22 protein-coding genes, 1 other RNA gene and 1 pseudogene are annotated in these 26,461 nt (G+C 68.8%); 5 read left to right on the top strand and 19 right to left on the bottom strand.

The genetic code is table 11. From position 1 onward, the window contains the following. From ftsZ to DT074_RS04355, 16 genes are all read right to left on the bottom strand, one after another. On the bottom strand, window positions 1-1,217 hold a 1,217-nt coding region (gene ftsZ / locus DT074_RS04430; RefSeq protein ID WP_119418599.1), incomplete at its 3' end, for a cell division protein FtsZ. Between the two features lie 91 nt (window positions 1,218-1,308). Further along, window positions 1,309-2,550, bottom strand: coding sequence for a cell division protein FtsA (ftsA, locus tag DT074_RS04425; RefSeq protein ID WP_119418598.1), 1,242 nt, complete (start codon window positions 2,548-2,550; stop codon window positions 1,309-1,311). 7 nt (window positions 2,551-2,557) lie between these two features. Continuing rightward, entirely contained in the window at window positions 2,558-3,475 is a 918-nt protein-coding gene (locus tag DT074_RS04420; protein WP_162914617.1) for a cell division protein FtsQ/DivIB, read from the bottom strand. Then, window positions 3,463-4,371, bottom strand: coding sequence for a D-alanine--D-alanine ligase (locus DT074_RS04415; protein WP_119418596.1), 909 nt, complete (start codon window positions 4,369-4,371; stop codon window positions 3,463-3,465). Before DT074_RS04415 ends, DT074_RS04420 begins: the two co-directional genes overlap by 13 nt. Beyond that, complete coding sequence (murB, locus tag DT074_RS04410; RefSeq protein ID WP_119418595.1) at window positions 4,368-5,312, bottom strand: UDP-N-acetylmuramate dehydrogenase; 945 nt, start codon at window positions 5,310-5,312, stop codon at window positions 4,368-4,370. The genes DT074_RS04415 and murB overlap by 4 nt, the downstream gene beginning before the upstream one ends. After that, window positions 5,309-6,742, bottom strand: a complete 1,434-nt coding sequence (gene murC, locus DT074_RS04405) for a UDP-N-acetylmuramate--L-alanine ligase (RefSeq protein ID WP_119418594.1) — start codon at window positions 6,740-6,742, stop codon at window positions 5,309-5,311. Before murC ends, murB begins: the two co-directional genes overlap by 4 nt. Continuing rightward, a complete protein-coding gene (murG, locus tag DT074_RS04400; protein ID WP_438503663.1) occupies window positions 6,739-7,899 on the bottom strand; it encodes an undecaprenyldiphospho-muramoylpentapeptide beta-N-acetylglucosaminyltransferase in 1,161 nt (386 codons plus the stop codon). The genes murC and murG overlap by 4 nt, the downstream gene beginning before the upstream one ends. After that, on the bottom strand, window positions 7,860-8,984 hold the full coding sequence (locus DT074_RS04395; protein ID WP_119418592.1) for an FtsW/RodA/SpoVE family cell cycle protein: 1,125 nt from the start codon (window positions 8,982-8,984) through the stop codon (window positions 7,860-7,862). The genes murG and DT074_RS04395 overlap by 40 nt, the downstream gene beginning before the upstream one ends. Next, a complete protein-coding gene (gene murD, locus DT074_RS04390) occupies window positions 8,984-10,354 on the bottom strand; it encodes a UDP-N-acetylmuramoyl-L-alanine--D-glutamate ligase (protein WP_119418612.1) in 1,371 nt (456 codons plus the stop codon). The genes DT074_RS04395 and murD overlap by 1 nt, the downstream gene beginning before the upstream one ends. 5 nt (window positions 10,355-10,359) lie before the next feature. Further along, the gene (gene mraY, locus DT074_RS04385) at window positions 10,360-11,445 is read right to left on the bottom strand and encodes a phospho-N-acetylmuramoyl-pentapeptide-transferase (RefSeq protein WP_438503662.1); all 1,086 of its coding nucleotides are present in this window, start codon (window positions 11,443-11,445) and stop codon (window positions 10,360-10,362) included. A 108-nt stretch (window positions 11,446-11,553) separates the two neighbouring features. Beyond that, on the bottom strand, window positions 11,554-12,969 hold the full coding sequence (locus DT074_RS04380) for a UDP-N-acetylmuramoylalanyl-D-glutamyl-2,6-diaminopimelate--D-alanyl-D-alanine ligase (RefSeq protein WP_119418590.1): 1,416 nt from the start codon (window positions 12,967-12,969) through the stop codon (window positions 11,554-11,556). Continuing rightward, complete coding sequence (locus DT074_RS04375) at window positions 12,966-14,402, bottom strand: UDP-N-acetylmuramoyl-L-alanyl-D-glutamate--2,6-diaminopimelate ligase (protein WP_368744417.1); 1,437 nt, start codon at window positions 14,400-14,402, stop codon at window positions 12,966-12,968. Before DT074_RS04375 ends, DT074_RS04380 begins: the two co-directional genes overlap by 4 nt. Next, on the bottom strand, window positions 14,389-16,176 hold the full coding sequence (locus tag DT074_RS04370) for a peptidoglycan D,D-transpeptidase FtsI family protein (RefSeq protein ID WP_119418589.1): 1,788 nt from the start codon (window positions 16,174-16,176) through the stop codon (window positions 14,389-14,391). The genes DT074_RS04375 and DT074_RS04370 overlap by 14 nt, the downstream gene beginning before the upstream one ends. Beyond that, window positions 16,173-16,631 (bottom strand): cell division protein FtsL, encoded by a 459-nt coding sequence (gene ftsL, locus DT074_RS27905; protein WP_162914615.1) that lies wholly within the window; start codon window positions 16,629-16,631, stop codon window positions 16,173-16,175. Before ftsL ends, DT074_RS04370 begins: the two co-directional genes overlap by 4 nt. Next, entirely contained in the window at window positions 16,628-17,578 is a 951-nt protein-coding gene (gene rsmH, locus DT074_RS04360; RefSeq protein WP_119418587.1) for a 16S rRNA (cytosine(1402)-N(4))-methyltransferase RsmH, read from the bottom strand. The genes ftsL and rsmH overlap by 4 nt, the downstream gene beginning before the upstream one ends. After that, complete coding sequence (locus DT074_RS04355; protein ID WP_119418586.1) at window positions 17,575-18,021, bottom strand: division/cell wall cluster transcriptional repressor MraZ; 447 nt, start codon at window positions 18,019-18,021, stop codon at window positions 17,575-17,577. Before DT074_RS04355 ends, rsmH begins: the two co-directional genes overlap by 4 nt. A 320-nt stretch (window positions 18,022-18,341) precedes the next feature. Here DT074_RS04355 and DT074_RS04350 point away from each other — a divergent pair, with 320 nt between their 5' ends. The 3 genes and pseudogenes from DT074_RS04350 to DT074_RS04340 form a co-directional block, all read left to right on the top strand. After that, a complete protein-coding gene (locus DT074_RS04350; RefSeq protein ID WP_368744416.1) occupies window positions 18,342-20,309 on the top strand; it encodes an AsmA family protein in 1,968 nt (655 codons plus the stop codon). 40 nt (window positions 20,310-20,349) lie between these two features. Then, entirely contained in the window at window positions 20,350-21,108 is a 759-nt protein-coding gene (locus tag DT074_RS04345) for a hypothetical protein (protein WP_119418585.1), read from the top strand. A 17-nt stretch (window positions 21,109-21,125) separates the two neighbouring features. After that, window positions 21,126-21,506 (top strand): annotated as a pseudogene (locus DT074_RS04340) (GNAT family N-acetyltransferase); the annotation flags it as partial. 101 nt (window positions 21,507-21,607) lie between these two features. Here the strand turns inward: DT074_RS04340 and rnpB are convergent. Continuing rightward, window positions 21,608-22,015: RNase P RNA component class A (gene rnpB, locus DT074_RS04335), an RNA gene on the bottom strand. A 32-nt stretch (window positions 22,016-22,047) separates the two neighbouring features. Continuing rightward, a complete protein-coding gene (locus tag DT074_RS04330) occupies window positions 22,048-22,788 on the bottom strand; it encodes an N-acetylmuramoyl-L-alanine amidase (protein ID WP_119418584.1) in 741 nt (246 codons plus the stop codon). A gap of 134 nt (window positions 22,789-22,922) precedes the next feature. On the opposite strand from DT074_RS04330, the gene DT074_RS04325 reads away from it, so the two are divergent. Both DT074_RS04325 and DT074_RS04320 read left to right on the top strand, forming a co-directional pair. After that, the gene (locus DT074_RS04325) at window positions 22,923-25,019 is read left to right on the top strand and encodes an NAD-dependent epimerase/dehydratase family protein (RefSeq protein WP_119418583.1); all 2,097 of its coding nucleotides are present in this window, start codon (window positions 22,923-22,925) and stop codon (window positions 25,017-25,019) included. Window positions 25,020-25,059: 40 nt separating this feature from the next. Continuing rightward, entirely contained in the window at window positions 25,060-26,142 is a 1,083-nt protein-coding gene (locus DT074_RS04320; protein WP_162914614.1) for a glycosyltransferase family 4 protein, read from the top strand. A gap of 23 nt (window positions 26,143-26,165) precedes the next feature. Here the strand turns inward: DT074_RS04320 and DT074_RS04315 are convergent, their stop codons facing one another. Further along, window positions 26,166-26,378: a hypothetical protein gene (locus tag DT074_RS04315; RefSeq protein WP_162914613.1), complete on the bottom strand. Its 213-nt coding sequence runs from the start codon at window positions 26,376-26,378 to the stop codon at window positions 26,166-26,168. Window positions 26,379-26,461 lie beyond the last annotated feature (83 nt).

The following is a 26,461-nucleotide window of genomic DNA, read 5'->3' as shown; positions in this document are numbered from 1 at the left end:
GGCGGCGCCGCCGGCTCGACCGCCGCCTGCGGCGCGGTGGCCGGCACCGACAGGCCGAGCGGCACCTGCTGCGTCTGCTGGGCAACGGCGGCGGCCTGCGCCGGCTCCATCGGCATGGCGACCGAGGTCGGCTGGGCGACCGCCACGGCCGCGGCGGCCGTCATGCCGCCGAGCGCGGTCTGCGGCGGGCGCTGCGGCGTGACCAAACGGAGATGGCCCGGCGCATTGCGGCCCGAGGCGCCCTGCTGGGCGGAGACCTCGATCCCGGTCGCCACCACGGCGACGCGCACGCGGCCCATCATCTGGTCGTCGAAGGTGGAGCCGACGATGATGTTGGCCTCGGGGTCGACCTCGTTGCGGATGCGGTTGGCCGCCTCGTCGACCTCGAACAGGGTCAGGTCCGGCCCGCCGGTGATGTTGATCAGCACGCCCTTGGCGCCCTTGAGCGACACCTCGTCCAGCAGCGGGTTGGCGATGGCGGCTTCGGCCGCTTCCAGCGCCCGGCTCTGCCCTTCCGCCTCGCCGGTGCCCATCATCGCCTTGCCCATCTCACCCATCACGGTGCGGACATCGGCGAAGTCGAGATTGATCAGGCCGGGCATCACCATCAGGTCGGTGATGCCGCGCACCGCCGAGTAGAGGACGTTGTCCGCCATGCGGAAGGCTTCGGCGAAAGTCGTGCGCTCGGTCGCCACCCGGAACAGGTTCTGGTTCGGGATGATGACCAGGGTATCGACATATTGCTGCAGCTCCTCGATGCCCTGGTCGGCGGAGCGCATGCGCTTGGTGCCCTCGAAGTGGAAGGGCTTGGTCACCACGCCGACGGTCAGGATACCGAGATCGCGCGCCACCTTGGCGATCACCGGCCCGGCGCCGGTGCCGGTGCCGCCGCCCATGCCGGCGGTGACGAAGGCCATGTGGCAGCCCTGCAGGTGCTCCAGGATCTGGTCGTTCGCCTCCTCGGCGGCGAGGCGGCCGACATCCGGACGCGCGCCGGCGCCGAGGCCCTGGGTCACGCTGGCGCCGAGCTGGATGCGGCGCTCGGTCAGCGAGTGGGTCAGCGCCTGTGCATCGGTATTGGCAACGATGAACTCCACGCCCTCAAGCGAGGAGTTGATCATGTTGTTGACCGCGTTGCCGCCGGCCCCGCCGACGCCGATCACTGCGATCCGCGGCTTCAGTTCCCGCGCCATCGGCACGCTCAAATTGATCCCCATGGCATCGTCCTCCGACAAGCCGGTACATATCCCCAGACGTTCGTCACCGCGTCGTTGCCGCGGCCGCATCGGTCGCCCATGCCGATGCACTTCACAAGTTCGCCTTCAGCCAGCGGCCGAGCCGCTTGAGCCCGAGCCCCGACTTCTCCGCCGACGCCGCCGTCTCGCGCGGTCCCTGCTCGCGCATCAGCTTGGCGTACGACAGGAGTCCGGCGCAGGTGGCGAAAGCGGGACCGCCGGTCGCCTCCGCGAGGCCCGCGACCCGGATCGGCCGCGCGATGCGCGCTTGCCGATCGAGCACCCGCTGGGCCAGCTCGCGAACGCCCTGCAACTGACTCGCTCCGCCGCATAGCACGATTCGCCTGCCCGCGAGCCGATCGAATTGCGATGCCCTGAGTTTGTCGCGCACCAGCTCTAAAGTTTCCTCGATGCGCGGCCGGATGATGCCGACCAGCAGCGAGCGCGGCATGTGGTTCGCGCTCTCCTCCTCGTTCTCACCGACCTGTGGCACGTCGATCATCTCCGCCTCGTCGGCCGTGCTCGGCATGGCATTGCCGTAGAGCGTCTTCAGTCGCTCGGCATCGGTCAGCGAGGTGCCGAGCCCGCGCGCCACGTCCCGCGTCACATGCGCACCGCCGATCGGCACGTGGTCGGTATGCACGAGATTGCCGTCGTAGAAGATGCCGATGGAGGTGGAGCCGCCGCCCATGTCGATCAGGGTGACGCCGAGATCCATCTCGTCTTCCACCAGCGCGGCCAGCCCGTCGGCATAAGGGGCCGCGACCACGCCGGCGACCCGAAGGTGGCCGCGCTCCACGCAGGCCGCGAGGTTGCGCAAGGCCGCGCTCGACACCGTCACCACATGCATGTTGACGCCGAGCCGGTCGGCGAACAGCCCGCGCGGATCGCGGATCGAGGGCGTGCCGTCGATCGTGTAGCCCACCGGCAGGGCATGGATGACACGCCGTTCGCCCGGCTCGTCGCGGTGCCGGCCCTGCTCCAGCACGCGCCGCACATCCGGCTCGCTGACCTCGTGGCCACCGATCGAGACTTCGACCCCTACGGTGTGCGAATGCGGCTGGCCGCCGGAAATCGAGACGTAGACCTCCTCGACGGTGGTCTCCGCCATGCGCTCGGCGGCGTCGACGGCGGCGCGGACCGACTGCTCCACCCCTTCCATGTCCACGACGGCCCCGGCGCGCATGCCGCGGCTGACCTGATGCCCGATGCCCACGACGCGCATCACCTGGCCCTCGATGCGAGCGATGAAGCAGACGACTTTCGTCGTCCCGACATCCAGCCCCGCGATCAGACCGTGCCTGCCCGCCGCCATCGCGTCCTCACGCGTTCTTGCCGCCAGCCTTGCGCGGCGGAGCGGGCGCGGCCGGAGGTTGGGGCACCGAATCGGACAACATCTTCACCACCAGCTTCTCGGGCAAACGCAGATCGACTGCAACGATTGCCTTGCTGAGCAATCCCTTCTCGCGGTCGAGCGTGGCGAGATGGCGCCAGGCGAAGTCGGCGCCTTCCTCCGGCAGCATGACGATGACGCCGTTGTCGAAGGCGAGATCCCAGCGGCGCCCGCGCACGCGCACGGCGTCCTTGACGCGGGCGAACAGCTGCGGCTCCACCGCCAGCAGGTCGAACAGCTCGCCGGCCTTGTCGGCCGCGCCGGGGCCGACGACACGCTTCAGATGCTGATAGGCGCTGATGTCGGGGCCGCGCAGCAGCTTGCCTTCGCGGTCGATCAGCAAGGTCTGGCCGTCGATCTGCCAACGCGCGGCCGGCACCCGCTCGGAGAGTTCGATCAGCACCGTATCGGGCAGCATGCGCCGCACCGCCGCGGCGCGAACCCACGAGATCCGCTCGATCTTCGCCCTTGCCTCGTCGACATCGAAGAACAGGATCGGATCGCCGCGCCCCACGCCGATGGCGGCGAGCAGCTCGTCGCGCGGCGTCGATTCCCGGCCGACCACATTGACATGGGCGATAGCGAAGCCGGCAGTTACCGTTGCCTGACGGGCCGAGCGGCCCATCTCGGCCGCGAGGTCGGCGGCCCATCCGCTAAGCCAGGCGACGGCTCCGGTCCCGATCAGCAGCACCGCGCCCGCGGCGCCCGCGATCAACGAGGGACGGCGATACCAGGTGCGCTGGGCGCCGCGCCGGCCATCGCGCCGCTTGAGCCGGATCAGCGGCTCGCGCCGGGCCGGCGGGTTGGGCGCCGGGCGCGCCTCGCGATCCGCGGTCAGCGGTCGCATCCGGCGTCCTCCAGCATCCATTCGACCAGCTCGCCGAAGCTGATTCCATGATAGGCGGCGATCTCGGGCACCAACGACAGCGGCGTCATGCCGGGCTGGGTGTTGACTTCCAGCACGTAGAAGCGCGCCCGCGTGCCGGTGTCGTCGTAGCGCAGGTCGGTGCGCGAGACGCCGCGGCAGCCGAGCGCCCGATGCGCCGCCAGCGCGAGCCGCAGCGCCTCCTGATAGTCCTCCGCCGGCAGCGGCGCCGGCATCAGATGATCGGCACGGCCTTCGGTGTACTTGGCCTCGTAATCGTAGAAGCGGCCCTTGGGCCGGATCTCGACCGCGCCGAGCGCGCGCTCGCCCATCACGGCGACGTGGACTTCGCGGCCCGGAATGTAGCGTTCGATCAGCACTTCCGCTCCGAGGCCGGCGAGATCCGCGGCGGGATCGAAATTGTCGCCCTGGAAGACCAGGCGCACGCCGACCGAGGAACCTTCGTTGATCGGCTTCACCACATAGGGGCGCGGCATCGGGTCGCCTGAGGTGAGCTTGTCGCGGCGCACCACCATGCCGTCGGCGACGGGCAGGCCAGCCTCGACGAAGAGCCGGCGCGCGGTCGGCTTGTGCATGCCGAGCGCGGAAGCGAGCACGCCCGAATGGGTATAGGGAATGCGCAGGATCTCCAGCATGCCCTGTACCGTGCCGTCCTCGCCCCAGCGGCCGTGCAGCGCGTTGAAGCAGATGGTGGGCGCCTCCTTGCGCAGCCGTTCGCAGAGATCGGCGCCGACATCGATGCCGAAAGCGTCGTGGCCGCGCGCGTGCAATGCTTCGAGCACCGCGCGACCGGTCACCAGCGACACCTCGCGCTCGGCCGACAGCCCTCCCATCAGAACGGCGATGCGACGCGTCACATTCGCCCTCCCGGAAGACCGATGCGACGGATCTCCCATTCCAGCTCGACGCCCGACATCTCCCTGACACGGCGGCGGACCTCTTCGCCGAGCGCCTCGATATCGGACGCGGTAGCGGTGCCCTCGTTGATCAGGAAATTGCAGTGCAGCTCCGAGATGCGCGCGCCGCCTATGGCAAGGCCACGGCAGCCGGCGGCATCGATCAGCTCCCAGGCCTTGCGGCCCTTGGCCTGCGGGTCGGTCGGATTGGCGAAGGTGGAGCCGCCGGTGCGGCTTCGCACCGGCTGGGTCGCCTCGCGCGCCTGGGTGATCTCGGCGATCTTGCCGGCGATGGCCGCCCGGTCGCCGGGTTCGCCCACCAGGACCGCGCGGGTGACCAGCGAATCCGGCGGCAGCTCGGAATGGCGATAGCTGAGGCCGAGCTCGGCCGCGGTCAGGATCAGGCGGTTGCCGGCACGATCGACGACTTCCGCCTCGCGCAGCACATCCTTGATCTCGCGGCCATAGGCGCCCGCGTTCATGCGAACCGCCCCGCCGATCGTGCCCGGCACGCCGCGCAGGAATTCGAGGCCCGCGATCCCCGCCTGCTGGCAGGTGAGGGCGACATTCACGTCGAGCGTGGCGCCGCCGACATGGATCTCGTGGCCGCGGATCTCGATATCCGCATGCGCCCGGCCGAGCCGCACCACCACGCCCCGCACGCCGCCATCGCGCACCAGCAGGTTGGAGCCGACCCCGACCGGGGTGACCGCGATCTCCGGCGGGCAGTGCCGGAGAAACTGCGCGAGGTCTTCGGTATCCGCCGGGCGGAACATCACCTCCGCAGGCCCGCCGACGCGGAACCAGGTGATGCCGGAGAGCAGCGTCTCCGCCGTGATCCGGCCCCGTACGGCCGGCAATCTGTCGATCAAGGTCACCGGAAGAATCTCGGCCGCATTCATGCCCGCCCCCCCTTGGTAGCCGGATGCCGCCTTTTGGCAAGCTGCTCCGGCAGGGCATGCGCCCAATTGGTGATCGAGCCGGCGCCCAGGCAGACGACGAGGTCGCCCGGCTGCGCCAGCCCGTCGATGAGCTCCGGCAGCGCTTCCGCCGAGGCCAGCGCATCGACATGCCGGTGGCCGCGGGCCTGCAGGCCTTCGACCAGCGCATCGCGATCGATGCCCTCGATCGGCGTCTCGCCGGCCGCGTAGACATCGGCGACGATTACCGTATCGGCGAGGTTGAAGCAGGTGCAGAAACCTTCGAACAGGTCGCGCAGGCGGGTGTAGCGATGCGGCTGCACGACAGCGATGACGCGGCCCGAATAGGCCTGGCGCGCCGCCGCGAGCACCGCCTGGATCTCGACCGGGTGATGGCCGTAATCGTCGATCACCACGATGCCGTCGCATTCGCCGGTCTTGGTGAAGCGCCGCTTCACGCCCTTGAAGGCGGCGAGTCCGCGCCGGATGGTCGGCGCGTCGAAGCCCATCTCGCGCGCGACCAGCACCGCCGCCAGCGCATTCTGCACGTTGTGCTTGCCCGGCATCGGCAGGCGGAGATCGGCGAGCTCCCGCTCGGTCCCGTGCATGCGGTCGCTCAGCGCGACGTCGAAACGCGAATCGCCCTCGGCGAAGCGGATGTTGGTGGCGCGGACATCGGCCTGCGGGGTGAAGCCGTAGGTCAGCACGCGGCGGTCGGCGACCCGGCCGATCAGCGCCTGCACTTCCGGATGGTCGATGCAAAGCGCGGCGAAGCCGTAGAACGGGATGTTCTGCACGAAGGCGCGGTAGGCGTCGCGGGCGGCGTCGAACGTGCCGTAGAAGTCGAGATGCTCGGGGTCGATGTTGGTGACCACCGCGATGGTCGCCGGCAGCTTGATGAAGGTGCCGTCGCTCTCGTCGGCCTCGACCACCATCCACTCGCCGGCGCCGAGCCGCGCGTTGGTGCCGTAGGCATTGATGATGCCACCGTTGATGACGGTCGGATCGACGCCCGCCGTTTCCAGCATGGTGGCGATCAGGGTGGTCGTCGTGGTCTTGCCGTGCGTGCCGCCGATGGCAACGGCCCAGCGCAGGCGCATCAGCTCGGCCAGCATCTCGGCCCGCCGCACCACCGGCAGCAACCGGGCGCGCGCGGCGCGGATCTCCGGATTGTCGGCCTTCACCGCCGAGGAATAGACCACCACCTGCGCGCTCTCGACATTCTCGGCCGCGTGGCCTTCGAACACCTTGATGCCGAGGCCCTGCAGCCGCTTGGCGGTCGGGTTGATCGACTGGTCGGAGCCCTGCACCTGGTAGCCCAGATTGTGCATCACCTCGGCGATGCCGCTCATGCCGATGCCGCCGATGCCGACGAAGTGGATGACGCCGATATCGAGCGGGATCTGCCTCATGCCGCCCTCCTGAGGTCGCCGGCATCGCCGTTGCGCCCGGCCATCGCCTCGATCAGGTCGGCGAGACGCTCCGCCGCGTCGGGCCGGCCGGCACCGCGCGCGGCGGCGGCCATCCGGGCCAGCCGGTCCGGATCGCCGAGCAGCCGGGTCAGCAGCGCCGCCAGGCTTTGCGGCGTCAAGGTCACCTGCTGGGCAATCTCCGCCGCGCCGATGCGGGCCAGCGCCTCGGCATTGGCGGTCTGGTGGTCGTCGGTGGCATGCGGATAGGGCACCAGGATCGCGGGCCGCCCGGCGACGGCAAGCTCGGCCACCGTCGAGGCGCCGGAGCGCATCAGGCAGAGATGCGCCAGGCCAAGCTGCTCCGGCATGTCGTCGATGAACGGCGCCAGCCGCGGCGCCAGCCCGATGGCGGCATAGGCCGCCCGGGCCGCTTCCAGATCCTCGGCGCGGCATTGCTGCACGATCTCCAGCCGCGCGCGCAAGGCACTGTCCAGAAGGGCGATTGCGGCCGGCACCAGTTCGCCGAAGACGCGCGCGCCCTGGCTGCCGCCGGTGACCAGCAGCCGCAGCGGACCCTCGCCCTGCGGCCGCATGAACGGGCGGTCGCGCACCGGAACGATGGCCGGCCGCACCGGGTTGCCGACAAGATCCACCAGGCTGCTTTCGGCGACGCCGCGGGTCGGCTGCAACGACAGCGCGATGCGGCTGACCCGGCCGGCGACCAGGCGATTGACCCGGCCGAGCACGGCGTTCTGTTCGTGGATCAGGCTCGGCAGGCCGAGCTGCACCGCGGCCAGCATGGTGGGCAGCGCGGGATAGCCGCCGAAGCCCGCCACCACGGCCGTGCCGAGACGCTTCAGATGTCCGCGGGCGCCGATCGCGCCGGCCGCGATCTCGCCGAACACGACGATGCGGCCGAGCGGCCCGCGCCCCGACGGCGTGCCGGACCGCACCTGCACCACCTCGGCGCCGGCGAAGCGGTCGGCATAGGCGCCGCCGCGCGTATCGGTGAACAGCACCACCTTGCGCCCGCGCTGCATCAGCACGCGCCCCGTCGCCTCCGCCGGGAACAGGTGGCCGCCGGTGCCGCCGGCCGCGATGACGATCGGGCCGGCCATCACTCGGCTTCCCCCACTCTGGGCCGCCGTCGCGTCAATGCGAGCAGCATGCCCATGCCGAGCGCGAGTGCCAGCAACGACGAACCGCCATAGGAGATGAACGGCAAAGTCATGCCCTTGGTCGGCATCAGGCGCAGGTTGACGCCCATGTTGATCACCGCCTGCAGGCCGAACTGGGTGATCAACCCGGTGCCCGCCAGCATGACGAAGAGGTTGCTTTCGGCCAGCACGCGGCCGAGGCCGCGGAACACGATAAAGGCGAACAACGCCAGGATCAGCAGGCAGGCGGCGAAGCCGTATTCCTCGCCGGCCACCGCGAAGACGAAATCGGTATGGGCATCGGGCAGGATCGACTTCACCGCGCCGTCGCCCGGCCCGCGCCCGAACAGACCGCCGGCCTGGAACGCCTCCATGGCGCGCTCGATCTGATAATTGTCGCCGCCACCCGAGGGATCGAGGAAACGGTCGACCCGGCTCGCCACATGCGGCAGCAGCGAATAGGCGGCAGCGCCGCCCAGCACCGCGAGGCAGAGGGCGGCGCCGACCAGCAGCATCGGCAGGCCGGCGATGAAGAGCTGCGCGCCGAAGACGGCGGTCACCACCACGGCCATGCCGACATCCGGCTGCAGGAACAGCACGCCGATGATCGCGGTCCAGATCAGGGCGGCGATCGGATAGCCGAGCCAGAAGGCGCCGCGCCGCGCCTCGGCCAGCAGCCAGCCGGCCACCACGGCAAAGCATGGCTTGACGAATTCCGACGGCTGGATGCTGAGCCCGAGCATGTAGAGCCAGCGATGCGCGCCCTTGATCTCCTGGCCGGAGAACAGCGTCATCACCATGAGCACGAAGGCGGCGGCGAGGCCCGCCAGCGCGAGGCGACGTATCCCGGCGAGCGGCGCGAGCGACACCGCGAAGACGACCACCAGCGCCGGCAACAGGAAGACCAGCTGGCGGCGGAAGAAGTGGAACTGGTCCTGGTTCAGCCGGGTGGCGACCGGGGGACTGGCGGCGAGCGTCAGCACGAAGCCCACCACGATCAGCATCATGAGCGCGAACAGGGTGACGCGGTCGATGGTCCACCACCAGCGGCCGACCAGGCTGCGATCGGTGCGCGGCAGCCACATCACGCGGCCCTCCCGGCAATCCGATGGACCAGGGCGCGGAAGGCCTCACCGCGGGCCTCGAAATCGGCGAACTGATCGTAGGAGGCGCAGGCCGGCGACAGCAGCACGACCGGCTTGGCGCCGGCCCGGGCAGCCTGCTCCGCCGCGACCCGCGCCGCCGCGACCGCACGGTCCAAGCTGCCCGAGACTTCGTGCTCGACCCTGCCCTGCAAGGTCGCGGTGAATTCGGCTGCCGCCTCGCCGATCAGGAAGGCATGGGCGACATGCGGGAACAGGTCGGCCAGCGGCTCGATCCCGCCGGCTTTCGGCTTGCCGCCGGCAATCCAGAAGATCCGGTCGAACGCCGCCAGCGCCTTGGCGGCGGCGTCGGCATTGGTCGCCTTCGAATCGTTGATGTAGTCGACGCCGTTCACCGTCGCGATGCGCTCCAGCCGATGCGCGAGGCCCGGGAAGGTGGCCAGGCCGTGCGCGATGGCAGCCTCGTCGAGGCCGAGCGCGAGGGCCGCGGCGATGGCGGCGGCGGCGTTCTGGTGATTGTGCCGGCCGATCAGCGCCGGCGCCTGCTTCAGATCGATCGCGGCAACAGGCCGGCCGTCGATCGCAACTTTGCCGTCGAGGATCGAGATGCCGCGGTCGAGCGGCCGTTCGACCGAGATGGGCACCACGCGCGACCGGCCCGCCGCGTCGAGCTCCGCGGCGATCTTCCGCCCCCAATCATCGTCGACGCCGATCACCGCCGTGCCCTTCACGCGGTCGAAGATGCGGCGCTTCACCGCCACATAGCCCGCCATGTCGCCATGCCGGTCGAGATGGTCGGGAGTGATGTTGAGCAGGATGGCGACGTCGCAGGCGAGCGACGGCGTGAGATCGATCTGGAACGATGAGAGCTCGACGACATAGATGCCACCGGCATCCAGCGGGTCGAGATCCAGAACCGGCGCACCGATATTGCCGCCGACCTGCACCCGGCGCCCGGCGGCGGCCAGCACATGGCCGATCAGCGCTGTCGTGGTGGACTTGCCGTTGGTGCCGGTGACGCCGACCAGCGCGGCGCCTAGCGCCTCGCGCAGCAGCAGCTCGATATCGCCGATCACCTCGACATGCGCCGCGGCGGCGCGCTGCACCACCGGGTGCGGCGCCGGATGGGTGAGCGGAATGCCGGGGCTGAGCACCACCGCTGCGAGGCGCTGCCAGTCGGCCGTCATCGGATCGATCGGGGCAAGGCCGACGGAATTGCGCCTGGCCGCCGAATCGTCCCAGGCCGCGACCTTGGCGCCGCCGGCCTCGAGTGCACGTGCCGCCGCCAGACCGCTGCGCGCGAGGCCGACCACGGCAACCTCGCGTCCGCGGAAGGCGGTGATCGGAATCATCGCCGTCACCGGAGCTTCAAGGTGGCGAGGCCGGCCAGCGCCAGGATCACGGCGATGATCCAGAACCGGATCACCACCGTCGGCTCGGCCCAGCCCTTCTGCTCGTAATGGTGATGCAGCGGCGCCATCTTGAACACCCGCTTGCCGGTCAGCTTGAACGAGGCGACCTGGACGATGACCGACACCGTCTCCAGCACGAACAGCCCGCCGATGATCGCCAGCACGATCTCGTGCTTTGTCATCACGCTGACGGCGCCGAGGGCACCGCCGATCGACAGCGAACCGGTATCGCCCATGAAGACCATGGCGGGGGGCGCGTTGAACCACAGGAATCCCAGCCCCGCGCCGACCATCGCACCACAAAATATCGCCAATTCCCCCGTCCCGGCCACAAAATGGATCTGCAAGTAGTTGGCGAAGACTATATTACCCACAAGATATGCGATCAAAGCAAAACTGGCCGAAGCGATCATCACCGGCACGATGGCAAGGCCGTCGAGCCCGTCGGTGAGGTTCACGGCGTTGGATGCGCCGACGATGACGAAGACGCCGATGACGACGAAGAACACGCCCATGTCGAGCAGCACGTCCTTGAAGAACGGCACCGTGAGCGAGCTGCCGAGCGGGCTCTTCGTCACCATCTGGAAGGCGATGACCGCGATGGCGGCGATCAGCGCCTCGACGACGAGCTTCAATTTCCCCGGCACGCCGCGGACGTTGTAGCGAGTCACTTTCAGGAAATCGTCGGCAAAGCCGATCAGACCAAATCCGATGGTGACGAACAGCACGATCCAGACATAGCGGTTGGTCAGGTCGGCCCAGAGCAGCGTCGCCACTGACACGCCGAGCAGGATGAGGACACCGCCCATGGTCGGCGTGCCCTTCTTGGTCACGAGGTGCGATTGCGGCCCGTCGGAGCGGATCGGCTGCCCCTTGCCCTGCTTCACCCGGAGCCAGTCGATCAGCCAGGGGCCGAACAGGAAGCTGACCAGCAGCGCGGTCACGACCGCCGCGCCGGTGCGGAAGGTGATGTAGCGGAACAGGTTGAAGAAACCGATTTCCTCGGTCAGCGGATAGAGCAGGTGATACAGCATGGCGGGGTCAGGCGACGCGGCCGCGGCGGGCGGCCGCGGGGCGCGAGAGGATGGGCGGCGGGAGCTTCGCGGCCGAGTGTGGCGGAAGCGCGGCGGGCTGGGCGTTCATGGCGGCGGTGTCGCCGCCGGCCGGGCCAGCAGCGCCTCGATGATCGGGCCCATGCGGCTGCCCAGCGATCCCTTGACCAGGACCACGTCGCCCGCCTGCAGCTCCGCTTTCAATGGCCCGATCAGTTCGGCGGAGGTCGCATGGTGCAGGTGGCGGCACCTCGCCGGCAGGGCATCGAACAGATGGCGCATCAGAGGGCCGGCGGCATAGACGAGGTCGACCGAGGCGGCGGCGACGTCCGGCGCGAGGCCCGCATGCAGATCCGGCCCCCGCTCACCCAGCTCGCGCATGTCGCCGAGCACGGCGATGCGCCGCCCCCGGCCCTGCGGCCTGGCAGCGCCGAGCACGGCGAGGGCCGCGCGCATCGATGCGGGATTGGCGTTGTAGCTGTCGTCGATCAGCTCGGCGCTGCCGCCGCGCACCGCGATCCGGTGCCGCTCACCCCGCCCTTTCGGCGCCGCCATTTCGGCGAGCGCGAGCGCGGCGAGCCCGAGATCGGCGCCCACCGCCCGCACGGCCAGCAGCACCGCCAGACTGTTCATCGCCCAGTGTTCGCCCGCAGCGCCGATCTTGTAGCAGACCGGATCGCCCGCGATGGTCGCCTTGATGCAGGAGCCGCCGGGATGGCCGACGAGCTTTTCGAGCCTGGCCGTCGCGTCGGGGTGCCGGCCGAAGCTTTCGATGTGATCGACGCCCGACATGAAGGCGCAATCGATCAGCCGGGCGAAGTGCGGACTGTCGCGGTTCAGGATGGCGAGCCCGCCCGGCTCGATGCCGCCGAAAATCTCCGCCTTGGCATCGGCGATCTCGACCACCGAATTGAAGAATTCGAGATGCGCCGCCTCGATCGTGGTGATGATGGCGACATGCGGCCGTGCCAGCCGGCTGAGCGGGCCGATCTCGCCGGCATGGTTCATGCCGATCTCGATCACCGCGTAGACGGTGTCGAGCGGCATGCGCGCCAGCGTCAGCGGCACGCCCCATTGGTTGTTGTAGCTGCCGACGGCGGAATGCGTGATGTTCTGCCTGCCGAGGACGAGGCGCAGCATCTCCTTGGTGGAGGTCTTGCCGACGCTGCCGGTCACCCCGATGAAGCGCGCGCCGGAGCGCTGACGCGCCGCGGCGCCGAGAGCATTCAGCGCCGCCATGGTGTCGCCGGCGACCAGAAGCGGAAATCCCGCCGGCAGGCCTTCCGGGACGCGACGGACGATGGCGGCCGCGGCGCCCGCACGGGCGGCGGCGGCGACGAAGTCGTGGCCGTCGCGCTCGCCTTCGATGGCGACGAAGAGATCGCCCTCCTCCAGGGACCGGCTGTCGATCGAAACTCCGGTCGCCGCCCAGACGGCAGTCGAATCGCCGCCGGTGGCGGCATCGGCGTCGGCCGAGGTCCAGAGAACGCCGCGCCCGCTCACAGTGCCGCCACTGCCGCGCGCACTTCGGCGGCGTCGTCGAACGGGCGGATTTCGGCGCCGACGATCTGACCTTGCTCGTGCCCCTTGCCCGCCACCACCAGCAGATCGTCGGGTTGCAGCCCGGCGGCGGCGACACGAATTGCCTCGCGCCGGTCGCCGATCTCGGTCGCATCGGGACAGCCGGCCATCACCTCCGCCCGGATCGCGGCCGGCACCTCGGTACGGGGATTGTCATCGGTGACGATGACCCGGTCGGCAAGCCGCCTGGCGATATCGCCCATCATCGGCCGCTTGGCGCGGTCGCGGTCGCCGCCGCAGCCGAACACGATATGCAGCCGCCCGGCGACATGCGGGCGGAGCGCGGTGAGCACCGCCTCCAGCGCGTCGGGCTTGTGCGCATAATCGACGAAGACCGGCGCGCCGTTCGGATGCGCGGCAACTTTCTGCAGACGCCCCGGCACGCCCTCGAGCCCGGCGACCACCGCGAGAGCCGCGTCGACGGGCGTCCCGGTGGCCACGACGAGGCCGAGCGCCGCCATCACGTTGCCGGCCTGGAACGTGCCGTAGAGCGCGAGCGGCACGGTGTGCCGGTGTCCAAAGATTTCTGCGGTGACCTGCTGCCCCGACGGCGTCGCAGCCGCATCGATGATGCGCAGATCGAGGCCGCCGCGGCCATAGGTGAAGACCCGCAGCGAGCGGCGGTCGCAGACCGCGCGGACTTCCGCGAAGACCGGCGTGTCCGCGTTCAGCACTGCCGCGCCGTCGGCCGGCAGCAAGGCGTCGAACAGGCGCAGCTTGGCGGCGAGATAGTCCTGCGGCGTCGGATGGTAGTCGCCGTGATCGATGCCGAAGGTGGTGAAGGCCGCGGCGGCGATGCGGACGCCGTCGAGCCGCGCCTGGTCAAGACCGTGGCTCGATGCCTCGATGGCCAGGTGGTCGATGCCCGATCCGGCGAGGCGGTCGAGCGCCTGATGCAGCACGATCGGATCGGGCGTGGTGTGGTCGAGCTTCTCGGTGGCGGCTGTAGTGCGCACGCCGAGCGTGCCTAGGGAAGCAGCGGGGCGGCCGGTCGCCTGCCACAGCTGTCGGGTGAAGTCGGCGACCGAGGTCTTGCCGCTGGTGCCGGTGACGGCGGCGATGGTGCGCGGCTGGCGCGCATAGAACCGCGCGGCGATCAGGGCGATCTGGCGCCGGGGATTGGCGTCGGCGATCCAGGCCGTATCCGGACAGGGCTTCACGTCGCTGCGGGCCAGCACCGCCACGGCGCCGGCCCCGACGGCCTGCTTGATGAAAGTGGCCCCGTCGACACGCGTCCCCGGCAGAGCCGCAAACAGATAGCCCGGCCGCACCGTGCGGCTGTCGGTGGCGATTCCGGCAATCTCCGGATCGCTGCCGCCTGGGGGCTTGCCGCCGATCAGCTCAGAAAGACGCAACCTTGCGCTCCTGTGAGGCCGGGACCGGGGGTGGCAACATCAGCGCCTCGCGCACGCCGGGAGCGTCCGACGCCACGGGCACCACGCCCAGAATCGGCGCGATGCGCGGGATGATCTTCCCGACCGTCGGCGCCGCGTTCCAGCCCGCCGTGGCGAAACCGTGGGTCTCCTTGGTGCCCTTCGGCTCGTCAAGGATGGCAATCACCACATAGCGCGGGTCATGCATCGGGAAAGCCGAGACGAAGGACGTCAGCAGCGACTTGCGCTTGTAGCCGCCGGCCCCCGCCTTCTCTGCCGTCCCGGTCTTGCCCCCGACCATGTAGCCCTGGGCATCGGCCCGGGTGCCGGTGCCCTCGGCTACGACGAGGCGCATCAGGCGGCGCATGATGTCGGAGGTGCGCGGCTTCAGCACGCGCTGGACCGGCACCGGCTCGCCCGCCTCGCGGCGGAGCAGCGTGGCCGGCATCAGCAGGCCGCCGTTCACGACGGCGGCAATGCCGCTCGCCGTCTGCAGCGGGCTGACCGAAATGCCATGGCCGTAGGCGATGGTCATGGTCTCGATCGTGCCCCAGCGCCTGGGATAGAGCGGCGCGCCGATCTCGGGCAGCTCGATCGCCGCCCGCCGCAACATGCCCATGCGGTCCATGAAGGCGCGCTGGCCGGCCGGCCCGACATCGACCGCCATCTTCGCGGCCCCGATATTCGACGAGTACTGATAGATCTCCGCGGTCGAGAGCCAGCGGTTCTTCGGGTGGTCGTCCGAGATGGTGAAGCGCGAGATCTTGATCGGGTGGCTGGCGTCGTAGCCGCCGTTCAGCCCGACGGTGCCGGCGTCGAGCGCCATCGCCAGCGCGAAGGTCTTGAAGGTCGAGCCCATCTCGTAGACGCCGAGCGTCATCCGGTTGAAGCGGGAATCGGCGGGCGCCGTGCCGCGCTCGAGCGGCTCGAAATCCGGCAGCGAGACCAGCGCGGCCACTTCGCCCGTACGCACGTCGAGCACGATGCCGGCCCCGCCGATCGCGGAATAGGTCTTCATCGCCTGGGCGATCTCGTCGCGCAGCGCATGCTGCACGCGAATGTCGATCGACAGCCGGACCGGTTCCTGCATCCGCGCCGGATCGCGCAGGCGCTGGTCCAGGGCCTGCTCGGCCCCGGCGATGCCCTTCCCGTCGATATCCGTGTAGCCGACGGCGTGGACGGCGAGCGAGCCTTGCGGATAAACCCGCTTCTCCTCGGGATGGAAGCTCAGGCCCGGGATGCCGAGCCGGTTGACGGCCTGCTGTTCGGCCGGAGCGAGGTTGCGCCGGACATAGACGAAGCCCTTGTCGCTGCGCAGCTCCTCTTCGAGCCTGGCGCGATTGAGCTCGGGAAACAGGCGCGCGAGCTTGGTCGCCGCCTCGCGCGGATCCATTAGCTTGCGCGGATCGGCGGCAAGGGCGACGCTGCGCAGATTGACGGCGAGCAGAACGCCGTTGCGGTCGACGATCGGCGCCCGTTTGACCGCGGGCAGCTGTTCGACCGCCGCCGAAAGCCCCGCCGTCCGGGTCGGGCTCGATTCGATGCCGCCGCGGAACAGCATGAGATCCGCGAGCCGCCCGGCAAGCGCCAGGAAGCAGAGACCAAACACCGCGGCGGCGATCACCACGCGATTGCGGCCGGTCTCCACCGCATGCTTGACCGCGCCGTCGAGCTGCACGAACGGTTCCGCCGCGCGAAGATCCGCCGGCGTGCACGGACGCGCCCGCGAGCGCGGCTTACGGAACAGCACCTTCATCGCGGATCTCCATGCAGGGCGACCGAACGCGATGTCCGGTCCCGCTCCACCGTCGGCACGGCGATGTTCGGAACGGCTGGAACAGGAGCGGACTCCGGCGCCGGCTTGGCCAGCGGCAGCGGCGGCGCATTGGGATCGGGCACCACGATCACGCCCCATCCATCGGCCATGGCGCCGACGGGGCGCGCCGGAAGGTCCTCGATGCGCTGCAGGCGGTGCAGCGGCGTCGCCTCGAGCTGCAAGTGGCGCGCCGCGCTGGCCTGCAGGCGATCGGGGCGCGAGAGATAGCTCCACTCGGCCTGCAGGAAGTCGATCGCCTCCCGCTCGCGGAGCAGCGCGCGGTTGTAGGCAATCAGCTCGTCCTCCAGGCGCTTCACCTCGTAGGCGAGGTGGTACATGCCGAAGGCGACGCAGCCGAAGAACAGGATGCCGACGAGAGGCACGACGCGCTTCATGCCGCCGTCTCCATCGCGGGTGCGTCGGTGCGTTCCGCAACGCGGAGCTTGGCCGAGCGGGCGCGCGGGTTGCCGGCAATCTCCGCCTCGGTCGGCGTCACCACGCCGCGCCGGGGCAGCACGAAGCTTGCCCGGCGGCCCTGATCCGCCGGGACCGGGGCGTGGCGCGAGGGGCGCGCGGCGCGCCCCGTGCGCTCCTCCAGGAAGCGCTTCACGATCCGATCCTCGAGCGAATGGAAGCTCACGACGGCAAGGCGGCCGGCCGGACGCAGGACGCGCTCGGCTGCGCGCAGGCCGCGAGCGAGCTCGCCGAGCTCGTCGTTCACGTGGATGCGCAATGCCTGGAAGGTGCGCGTCGCGGGATGGATGCCGGGCGTGCGATGCGCGGCGGAGGCCACGATCTGGGCCAGCTGCAGCGTGCGGGTGATCGGCGTCTCGCGGCGCGCCGCTACGATGGCGCGCGCCACCTGGCGGGCCCGCCGCTCCTCGCCGAGCCGGAACAGAATGTCGGCCAGCGCCGCCTCCGGCATCCCGTTCACCACGTCGGCGGCCGTCGGCCCATCCGAGCCCATGCGCATGTCGAGCGGGCCGTCGGCACGGAAGGAGAAGCCGCGCGCCGCCTCGTCGAGCTGCATCGAGGAAACGCCGATATCAAGCGTGACACCGTCGGCGCCATCGATGCCGCGCTCGGCGAGCAAGCGGTCCATGTCGCCAAATCGCCCCTCGATGACGATCAGCCGGTCGCCCAGCTCGGCCGCCAGCGCCTGCGCGCGCGCCACCGCGGCGGGGTCGCGATCGACGGCGCAGACCCGGCATGCGGCCGCGCCCAACAGGGCCCGGGTATAGCCGCCGGCGCCGAACGTGCCGTCGACGATGATGGCGCCGTCACGCGGCGCCAGCGCCGCGACCACTTCCGCCAGGAGAACCGGAAGATGGGGCGCCGTCATGCGGCACCTGCCGGGCGCCGACGCGTCTGCTGGCGGTTGCGGGCCTCCGCCTGACGCGCCTCGAACAGGGACGGATTCCAGATGGCGAAGCTGTCGCCGCGGCCGACAAAGGCGGCCATGTCGCCAAGCTGCGCGTGGGCAATCAGGGGATCCGGAAGGACAACTCTCCCCTCCCCGTCCCAGTTCAGCGGCAGGATGGCCGCGGCCGTCGTATCCAAGTAATCATCCTGCTCGTCGGAATCATACTCCATTTCTCGTATGCGCTTCATCATAGAGTCGACGTAATCCTCACCGAATGCATCCACACATGGGTAACGCACGGATTTATAGGCAAAGAGCCGACTGGAGCCACGCCGAGTCAAGATCGCGCGGAATTCGGCCGGGACGGAGATCCGCCCTTTCTTGTCGATCCGATTGGTGAAGGTCGACAGAAAATATTCCACGTCAGGCCCCAATCCGGCAGACCGCCGCTGGGCACAATCAGGGCGCGACCGGATGGATATGGGATATCATGGGCTATGATGGGGGTCAATGGTCTAAAACAGAAAAACCACCTAAATGTCCTGAAAAAAGAGCGCTTTGACGCATTGGCGCGCCATGTCGGAGTGTCCAGCCCCCAGTCGTTTGGCCGACCTGCCAAGACCTAGTGTCTCCTGCTCTACAGGTTGATTTTTGTTCTACTTATGTTCACGGCGTACTTGCCCGCCGGGCGGACGAGGGTTAGCCTTCCGTAAATCCCGCAAGGCACCCGGAGGATACCCTCATGATGCGCAAGGTCCTGATCGGCGTCGGCATCGTGGTCGTCGTCCTGATCGCCGTGGTGATTGCGGTCCCCTATCTGGTGCCCGCGGAAGCCATCAAGGATCGGGTCGTTGCCGAGGTTAAGTCGGCAACAGGCCGCGACCTCGTGATCAAAGGACCCGTCAAGGTTACCGTCATTCCGGCCCTCGCCGTCGACGTGCAGGACGTCGCCTTTTCCAACGCCCCCGGCGCCAAGCACAAGGAAATGGCGACGCTGAAATCGCTCCAGGTCGAGCTGAAATGGCTGCCGTTGATCGGCATGCGCGCCGAGGTCGACCGCTTCGTCCTGGTCGACCCGGTCATTCATCTGGAAGTCGACCGGCAAGGCAAGGGCAATTGGGAGTTCGGCACCGCCAAAGCAGCCGCCTCCGCGCCCGCCGCGAGCTCCGGCGGGGGAGCTACTGTCAGCGAGATCAATCTCGGCGATGTGCGACTGGTGAACGGCCTCTTTACCTATGACGACGCGCAGAGCGGCGCGAGCTACAAGATCGAAAAGGCCAACCTTCGGGTCGATCTGCCCAGCCTCGATGCCAAGTTCGCCGCCAAGGGCGACCTCGTCTACAACAGCAAGAAGATCGATATCGCCATCGATGCCGGCAAGCTGCGCGACCTGATGGAAGGCCGGCTGACGCCGGTGAACCTCGCGATCGGCGGCGATCCGCTGAAGCTCGCCTTCAAAGGGCAGGCGGCGACCGGCAAGCAGCTCAAGGTCGACGGGGATGTCGACCTCGCAGTCCCGTCGGTCAAGGAACTGGCGGCCTGGGCCGGATCGCCGATCGAGGCACGCGAGAAGACCATGGGTCCGCTCTCGATCAAGGGCAAGGTCGGCGTCGCCGGCCCGCGCTACAGCTTCACCAACGCGCAGATCGCGCTGGACGAGATCAAGTCGACCGGCGAAGTCTCGGTCGACACCACCGGCGCCCGCCCCTCGCTCAAGGGCAAGCTCGACATCGCGGCTCTGGACGTCAATCCGTATCTGCCGCCCGAGGCACCGCCGGCGAAAGACCAGCAGGCGGGCCCGACCGAATGGAGCAGCGATCCGATCGACGTCGCGCCGTTGAAGGCGGCCGACGCGCAGTTCGACCTCTCGGTCGGCTCGCTCAAGGTACGGAAGATCGAAGTCGGCAAGAGTGTGATCGCCGCGCTGCTGCGCAACGGCCGGCTGCAGGTCGACCTCAAGGAGATGGCGCTTTATGACGGCAAGGGCCAGGGCCGCGTGGTGCTGGACGGCTCCGGCCCCGTGCCCGCTATCGAGCAATCGTTCGACCTGCAGGGCATTCAGGTCGGTCCGCTGCTCAAAGCGGCCACCGACAGCGAACGCCTTACCGGCAAGGGCGCGCTCGACTACGCCGTGAACGGCCGCGGCAAGTCGCAGAAGGAAATCGTCTCGAGCCTGGCGGGTCAGGGCAAGATCGATTTCCGCGACGGCGCCATCAAGGGCTTCGACCTGGCGGAGATCGTGCAGGCGGCCCGCGACGTGAAAAGCGCGGTGACCGGCGGCCTGACGGGCTCGACGAAGCAAACCGACTTCTCGGAGCTCACCGGCACGTTCAAGATCGTCAACGGCATCGTCAGCAACGACGATCTGCAGATGAAATCGCCGCTGCTGCGCGTCACCGGCAAGGGCACGGTCGAGATGCCGCCGAAGACGGTGAACTATCGCCTGGAGCCGAAGCTCGCCGCGACCACCAAGGGCCAGGGCGGCAAGGAGGATGCAACCGGGATTACCGTGCCGGTGATCGTCACCGGGCCATGGCACAATATCAGCTATCGGCCCGATCTCGGCGCCATGCTGAAGGATGCCGCGACCGGCAAGGCGATGGATGCGCTGAAGGGTGCCGTACCGATTCCGGGCGGCACTTCGGACGGCACCACCACGCCGAGCGCACCCAGCCTGCCCAATCCGCTGAAGGGCATTCTCGGCAAATGAGCGCCGGCGCGGGCCAGGAGCAGGAGGTCGATAGCGGTCGATGACGGAAACGCGCGGCGACGCCGCGACCGGCCTCTGGGTCGCCACGCCGTGCTACGGCAACATGGTGACGCATCACTACTTGAAATCGGTGCTGGCGCTGCAGAAGGCGTGCTTCGAGCGCAACCTGCCGCTCTGGGTCGACACGCTCGGCAACGAGAGCCTGATCACCCGCGCCCGCAATACGCTGGTTTCCACTTTTCTCGACCGACCGCAATACAGCCACTTTCTGTTCATCGACAGCGACATCGCCTTCGATCCGGAGCAGGTGTTCCGGATGCTCGATAGCGGGCATGAAGTCGTCGGCGGCGTCTATCCGATCAAATGGCTGGACTGGCAGCGCATCGGCGGCGCGATCCGATCCGGGCATCCGGAACCGGAGCCGGTCTCGCTGCACTACGCCGTCGAATTCGATGGCCAGGAAATCAAGGGGAAGGATGGCTTCGCGAAAGCACGCTATGTGGCGACCGGCTTCCTGATGCTGCGCCGGTCGGCGCTGGAGCGCATGCGCGAGCGCTATCCCGAGCTCAAGATCAACGTGCCGCATGTCGCCGGCCTGCCGCGCTCCGACAACCACTACGCCTTCTTCGACACCATGGTGGATCCGGAAACCCGCAACTATCTGAGCGAGGATTATGCCTTCTGCCGCCGCTGGCAGGCCGCCGGCGGCGAGATCTGGGTCGATCTGCGCAGCAAGCTCACCCATGTCGGGTCGAACGCCTTCCGCGGCGACCTCACCCAGGTGCTGCAGCGGCGGTGAGCCTCGCCTGGCGGCCGATGCGCGCCGCGGACCTGCCGGCGGTCAGCGTATTGGCTGATCGCATCCACGCCGCGCATCCGGAAGCGCCGGCGGTGTTCGCCGAGCGGCTGCGCCTGTTTCCGCAGGGCTGTCTCGCTCTGACGGATGATTCGACGCTGGTCGGCTACGCCATCGCACATCCCGGCCGGCTCGGCGCGCCGCCCCCGTTGAACACCCTGCTGGAAGAGCTGCCCGGGCGCGCCGATTGCCTGTACCTGCACGACATCGCCCTGGCGCCATCCGTGGCTGGTCGAGGACACGGCTCCAGCCTGGTCGCCCGCATGGTCGAGCTCGCGATCGATATGCGCCTGCCCTGTCTTGCGCTGGTGGCAGTGGGCGGATCGGCGCCCTTCTGGAAGCGCCTTGGCTTCCGGGCTGCCGGCGACGCCACGCCCGGCGCCAAGCTGGCGAGCTATGGCGCCGACGCCGCCTATATGGTCCGCGACGTCGGACCGATGAAAGTGCCAGACGGCCTGTAAGCCGGGTTCTGTGCCCGGCTCGCGCCGGGTGATGACCATTCCTCTGGGACGCCCGTTACCGGACGCCTCGCGCGACCGACCCGGACGGCTCGGCCGGATGAGCCTGCCGGCGTTGCCGCCGGCGCGCCGCCCCTATTTGGTCTTGCTCCCGGTGGGGTTTGCCGTGCCGGTCCCGTTGCCGGTCCCGCGGTGCGCTCTTACCGCACCGTTTCACCCTTGCCCGCGGCCCAGGCACGAGGCCTGGAAGCGCGGGCGGTCTGTTCTCTGTGGCACTGTCCCTGGGGTCGCCCCCGCCGGGCGTTACCCGGCACCGTCCATCCGTGGAGCCCGGACTTTCCTCGCGCACCGCCGGGCAAGCCCGTAGCACGCGCGGTCATCCAGCCGTCTGGCCTGCGCCAGATAGGTGGCTGCCCGCGCCGCGTCAAGCTGCGGCGATCTCAGCCAGGTGGAAGGCGAGCCCCTGGGTCTCGGCATCGGCGATGCCGTCCACTCGACGCGGACGGAAGTGTCGCTGCAGGGCGGTCACGGCCGCTTCCGTCAGCGGGTCGAACAGGCCGGTGCCTTCGACCCAATAGCCGACGGTGTCGAGCGCGATCTGCAGATCGAGCACCGCGGGTCCGCGCTGACCGGCCATCACCGCCGGCACGTCGGATGGTGGCACGAAATCAGGGCGCGGCCACAGGCCGAGCCCGGCCCGGGCAAGCCTCGCCCAGTCGAACAACTCGCCGGGATCCTGCTTGCGCGTCGGCGCCACGTCGGAATGGCCGAGCACGCGCCTCGGCGGAATCGCTTGCCGCGACACGATATCCAGCGCCAGCGCTTCGAGAGCCGCCATCTGCGCCTCGGGAAACGGCCGATAGCCCCATTCGTGGCCCGGATTGACCAGCTCTATGCCGATCGAGCGGGCGTTGATGTCCTCGGCCCCCTGCCAGCGCGCCTTGCCGGCATGCCAGGCACGTCGATCCTCCGGCACCAGGCGATGGATCGTGCCATCCTCGTCGATCAGGTAGTGGGCGCTGACCTCTGCCGCCGGATCGCACAGACGGGCGAGCGCCGCCGCCGCGCTCTGCATGCCGGTGTAGTGCAGCAGCAGAATATCGATGGGGACGCCGGGCAGCCTGGCGTCGCAATTGGGGGACGGCGACTCGCGCACCGGAATCATCGCCTGAACTCTAATGGCGCGTAACCTTGGTGACCAAATCTCTCCGGGCCGGATGGCTTGTCGGTTATTCTAACGTTAAAGAAATCTCAGCATGTTGCGCCACTTGAGGCGCCGGGCGCGGAGACGGGTATCGAATGCGCAGAGTAGCTATCGTCGGAGCGGGTTATATCTCCGCCATCCATGCAGATGCGCTTGCTGCCCTTCCCGGCGTGGAACTGAGCGCGGTGGTCGATCGGAACCGACCGGCGGCGGAACGGCTCGCGAAACGGCATCGCGTGGCCAACATCTTCAGCGATGTGCAGGAGCTGATCGACAGCCGGGTCGCGCAATCGGCGCACGTCGCCGTCCCGCCCCCTCTCCACCGCGCCGTCGCCGAGCCTTTGTTGCAGGCGGGGATCGATGTCCTGCTCGAGAAGCCGATGGCCGCGCATGGTTCGGACGCGGAAGCGCTGGCCGCCCTCCCCACACCCGGCCGCCTGGGCGTGAATCAGAATTTCGTCTGCCATCCGGCCTTTCTGAAGCTCATGGCGGCAGTGCCGAAGATCGGCCGCATCGAGCACGTCCACGTCCTGTACAACGTGCCGTTGCGCCAGCTGGTGGCCCGGCAGTTCGGTCACTGGATGTTCGCCGAGCCGAAGAACATTCTTCTGGAACAGGCGGTGCACCCGCTTTCGCAGGTTCTGGCCTTGCTCGGCGACGCCTTGGACGTGTCGGCAACGGCGGGAAGGCCGCTGCCCATCAATGAACAGCATTCGTTCTATCCGGTCTGGCACGTCTCGCTTCGGTGCGAGAAGGCGAGCGCCGATCTGCAATTCGCCGTCGGGCGCGACTTCCCCTGCTGGCAAGTCAGCGTCGTCGGCACCGATGGCGTGGTATGCGCGGACATCCTCAACAATCGGACCGTCGCGCAGCTGAGAAGCCGCTATCCGGACTTCACCGATGTGGCAATCGGCGGAATCTCGATGGCGACGCAATTCGCCACGCAGGGCGCTGGCAGCATTGCCCGCTACGCCGGTTCGCTCCTCAAGCTGTTGCCGCGCAACGATCCGTTCTTCCTGAGCATGAAGAACTCGATCGCAGCTTTCCATTTCCCCGGAAGCTCCGTGCCTTCGCTCGACGGCAGGTTCGGGGCGAAGCTCGTAACCCTGTGCGAGAAGATTGCCGCCGATGTGGGCGCTCCGAGCGGCGCCCCGGCGACCGCCACCGCCACTCAAGCTGCCCGTCCGGAGACGGCAAGCGACGTCGCCATTCTGGGCGGGACCGGATTCATCGGCACGCATCTGGTCCGCGCCCTGCTCCGGGAAGGCAAGCGCCTTTCCATCCTGGCGCGCGGCATCGACGCCCTGCCGTCGGAGTTTCGCGATTCCAGGGTGCAGATGGTGCGCGGCGACGTGCATGATCCGGAGGCGGTGGCCCGCTGCATCGGCTCGGCGCGGCATGTCGTCAACCTGGCGCAAGGTGCCGCCGGAGCGACCGATAGCGAAATCATCGAAAGCATGGTCACGGGCGCCCGGCTGGTCGCGGAAGCTTGCGTCGCTCGCGGCGTGGACCGGCTGGTTCACTTCAGCACCATTGCCGCCCTCTATCTCGGCGATGCGGGCGCCGCCGTTACCGCCGAGACCCCGACCGACCCGAAATTGCCCCAGCGGGCGGTCTACGCTCGCGGCAAGGCGCTCGCCGAGCGCGCCGCCATGGAGGTTGCACGGGGATCTTCGCTCGCCGTCGTCATCCTGCGCCCCGGCGTCGTCGTCGGAGACGGCGGGCTTCCGTTCCATTCCGGCGTCGGCTTCTTCAACAACGAACAGCATTTCATGGGCTGGGACGACGGACGCCATCCGTTGCCCTTCGTCCTGGTCGAAGACGTGGCGCGCGCAACGGTTCAGGCGCTCACGGCACCCGAAGCCGCCGGCAAGACGCTGAATCTGATCGGCGATGTTCGATTGACCGCGCGCGAATACGTTCGCCTGCTCGGGAACGCGATGGAACGCCCGCTGCAATTCCACGGCAATGCCCCTTGGAAGCTGACGGTGCTGGAGGCGGCAAAGTGGGCTTTGAAGCGAGCGGCCGGACGGGGCGATGCCGTGCGACCAACCCATTGGGACATCAAGTCGCGCGGCCTGTCGGCCCAGTTCGATACCAGCCAGGAGAAACGGATCCTCGGGTGGAAGCCCGTCGCGGATCACGGCGCGTTCGTTGCCGCTGCCATCAAGCCTTTCGCGCCGAAGGCGTAGTCAATTGCCAGCTGTTCGGCTGCTCCATGTCTTCTCCACATTGGCGATCGGCGGCCCGCAGCGGCGCTTCGCGCAGATCGCCAACGCATTGGGACGAAAATATCACCACCTGCTGATCGCCATGGACAGCGACTATGCGGCGCTGTCGCTGCTGGCGCCGGAAGTGCCGTTCGAGACGATCGATCTCATGGCGGGGCGCAGAAAGTCCGCCGGGAACATCCCGGCCTTTCGACGCGCCCTCGCCGATCTCAAGCCCGAAGCACTGATCACCTATAATTGGGGCGCCATCGAGTGGGCGATGGCGAACCGGTTCCGCCCGCTCTCGCGCCATATCCACATCGAGGATGGATTCGGCCCGGAAGAGGTCGACCGCCAGATATGGCGCCGAGTCATGTTTCGGCGCCTGGCCTTGGGCGGTTCGCACACGACCGTCGTGCTGCCCTCCCTGACGCTCTACAAGATCGCGACCGATCGTTGGAAGCTCCCGGCCACCAAGCTGCTGCTGGTGCCCAACGGCGTCGACGTCGAGCGCTTCGCCGGGGCAGACCGTGCCCTTGCGGCCGAGCGGATCGGCAAGCGCGCCGGCGAGCGCCTGATCGGGACAGTGGCGCGATTGCGGCCGGAGAAGAATGTAGGCCGTCTGGTCGAGGCCTTCGCCGGGCTAGCCGCGCGGCGGCCCGATTGCCGGCTGCTTATCGTGGGGGACGGGCCGCAACGCGAGGCGATCGAAGCCCTCGCACATGACCGCGGCGTGGCCGGGCGCACAATTTTCGTCGGCCCCACGCCAGCGCCCGAGGACTACCTCGCCGCGATGGACGTCTTCGCGGTGTCGTCGGATACCGAACAGATGCCGCTCGGCGTGCTGGAGGCGATGGCCGCGGGTCTACCGGTGGCGTCGGTGGACGTCGGCGACATCGCCCAGATGGTGGATCAGTCGAACCGGCCGTTCATCGTCGCCGCGGGCGATGCTTCGGCGCTGGGGCAGGCCATCGAGGCGCTCATCGTCGAACCCGAGCTCGGACAGCGTATCGGCGCCGCGAACCTCGATCGTGCACGGTCAGTCTATACGCTGCAGGCGATGACCTCGATCTACGACCAGATCTATGCCGGCGGGCCGGCGTAGCCGGGCGGCGCTGTTTGCCAGGGTTATTTGCCGCCGGCCGGCGCAATCTTCTCCAGCGCATTGACGTCCTGAGCGATGTCAGGCTGCGCGACCAGGTCGAGAACCACCAGGGTCGTATAGATCGCTCCGAACACGCCCGCCCATCCGATCAAGGCGGCAAGGACGAAGAAAAGTAACGTCCGCCGCCACGAATACATCCGCCGCGGCGTCTCCGGACCGCGATCGAGTAGGGTCATCGCCTCAATCCCCCGCCCCCGTCGCCCGTTCCCCCCGGCCCGGGCGTATTCGACTTCACTCTCGACGACCGAACGCATCGCGC

It is taken from the genome of Desertibaculum subflavum (assembly GCA_003576705.1).
GTDB classification, from domain to species: Bacteria; Pseudomonadota; Alphaproteobacteria; order Ferrovibrionales; family Ferrovibrionaceae; genus Desertibaculum; species Desertibaculum subflavum.
Note: the sequence above shows the minus strand (reverse complement) of the source record. Positions and strands in the feature narration are given on the sequence as shown.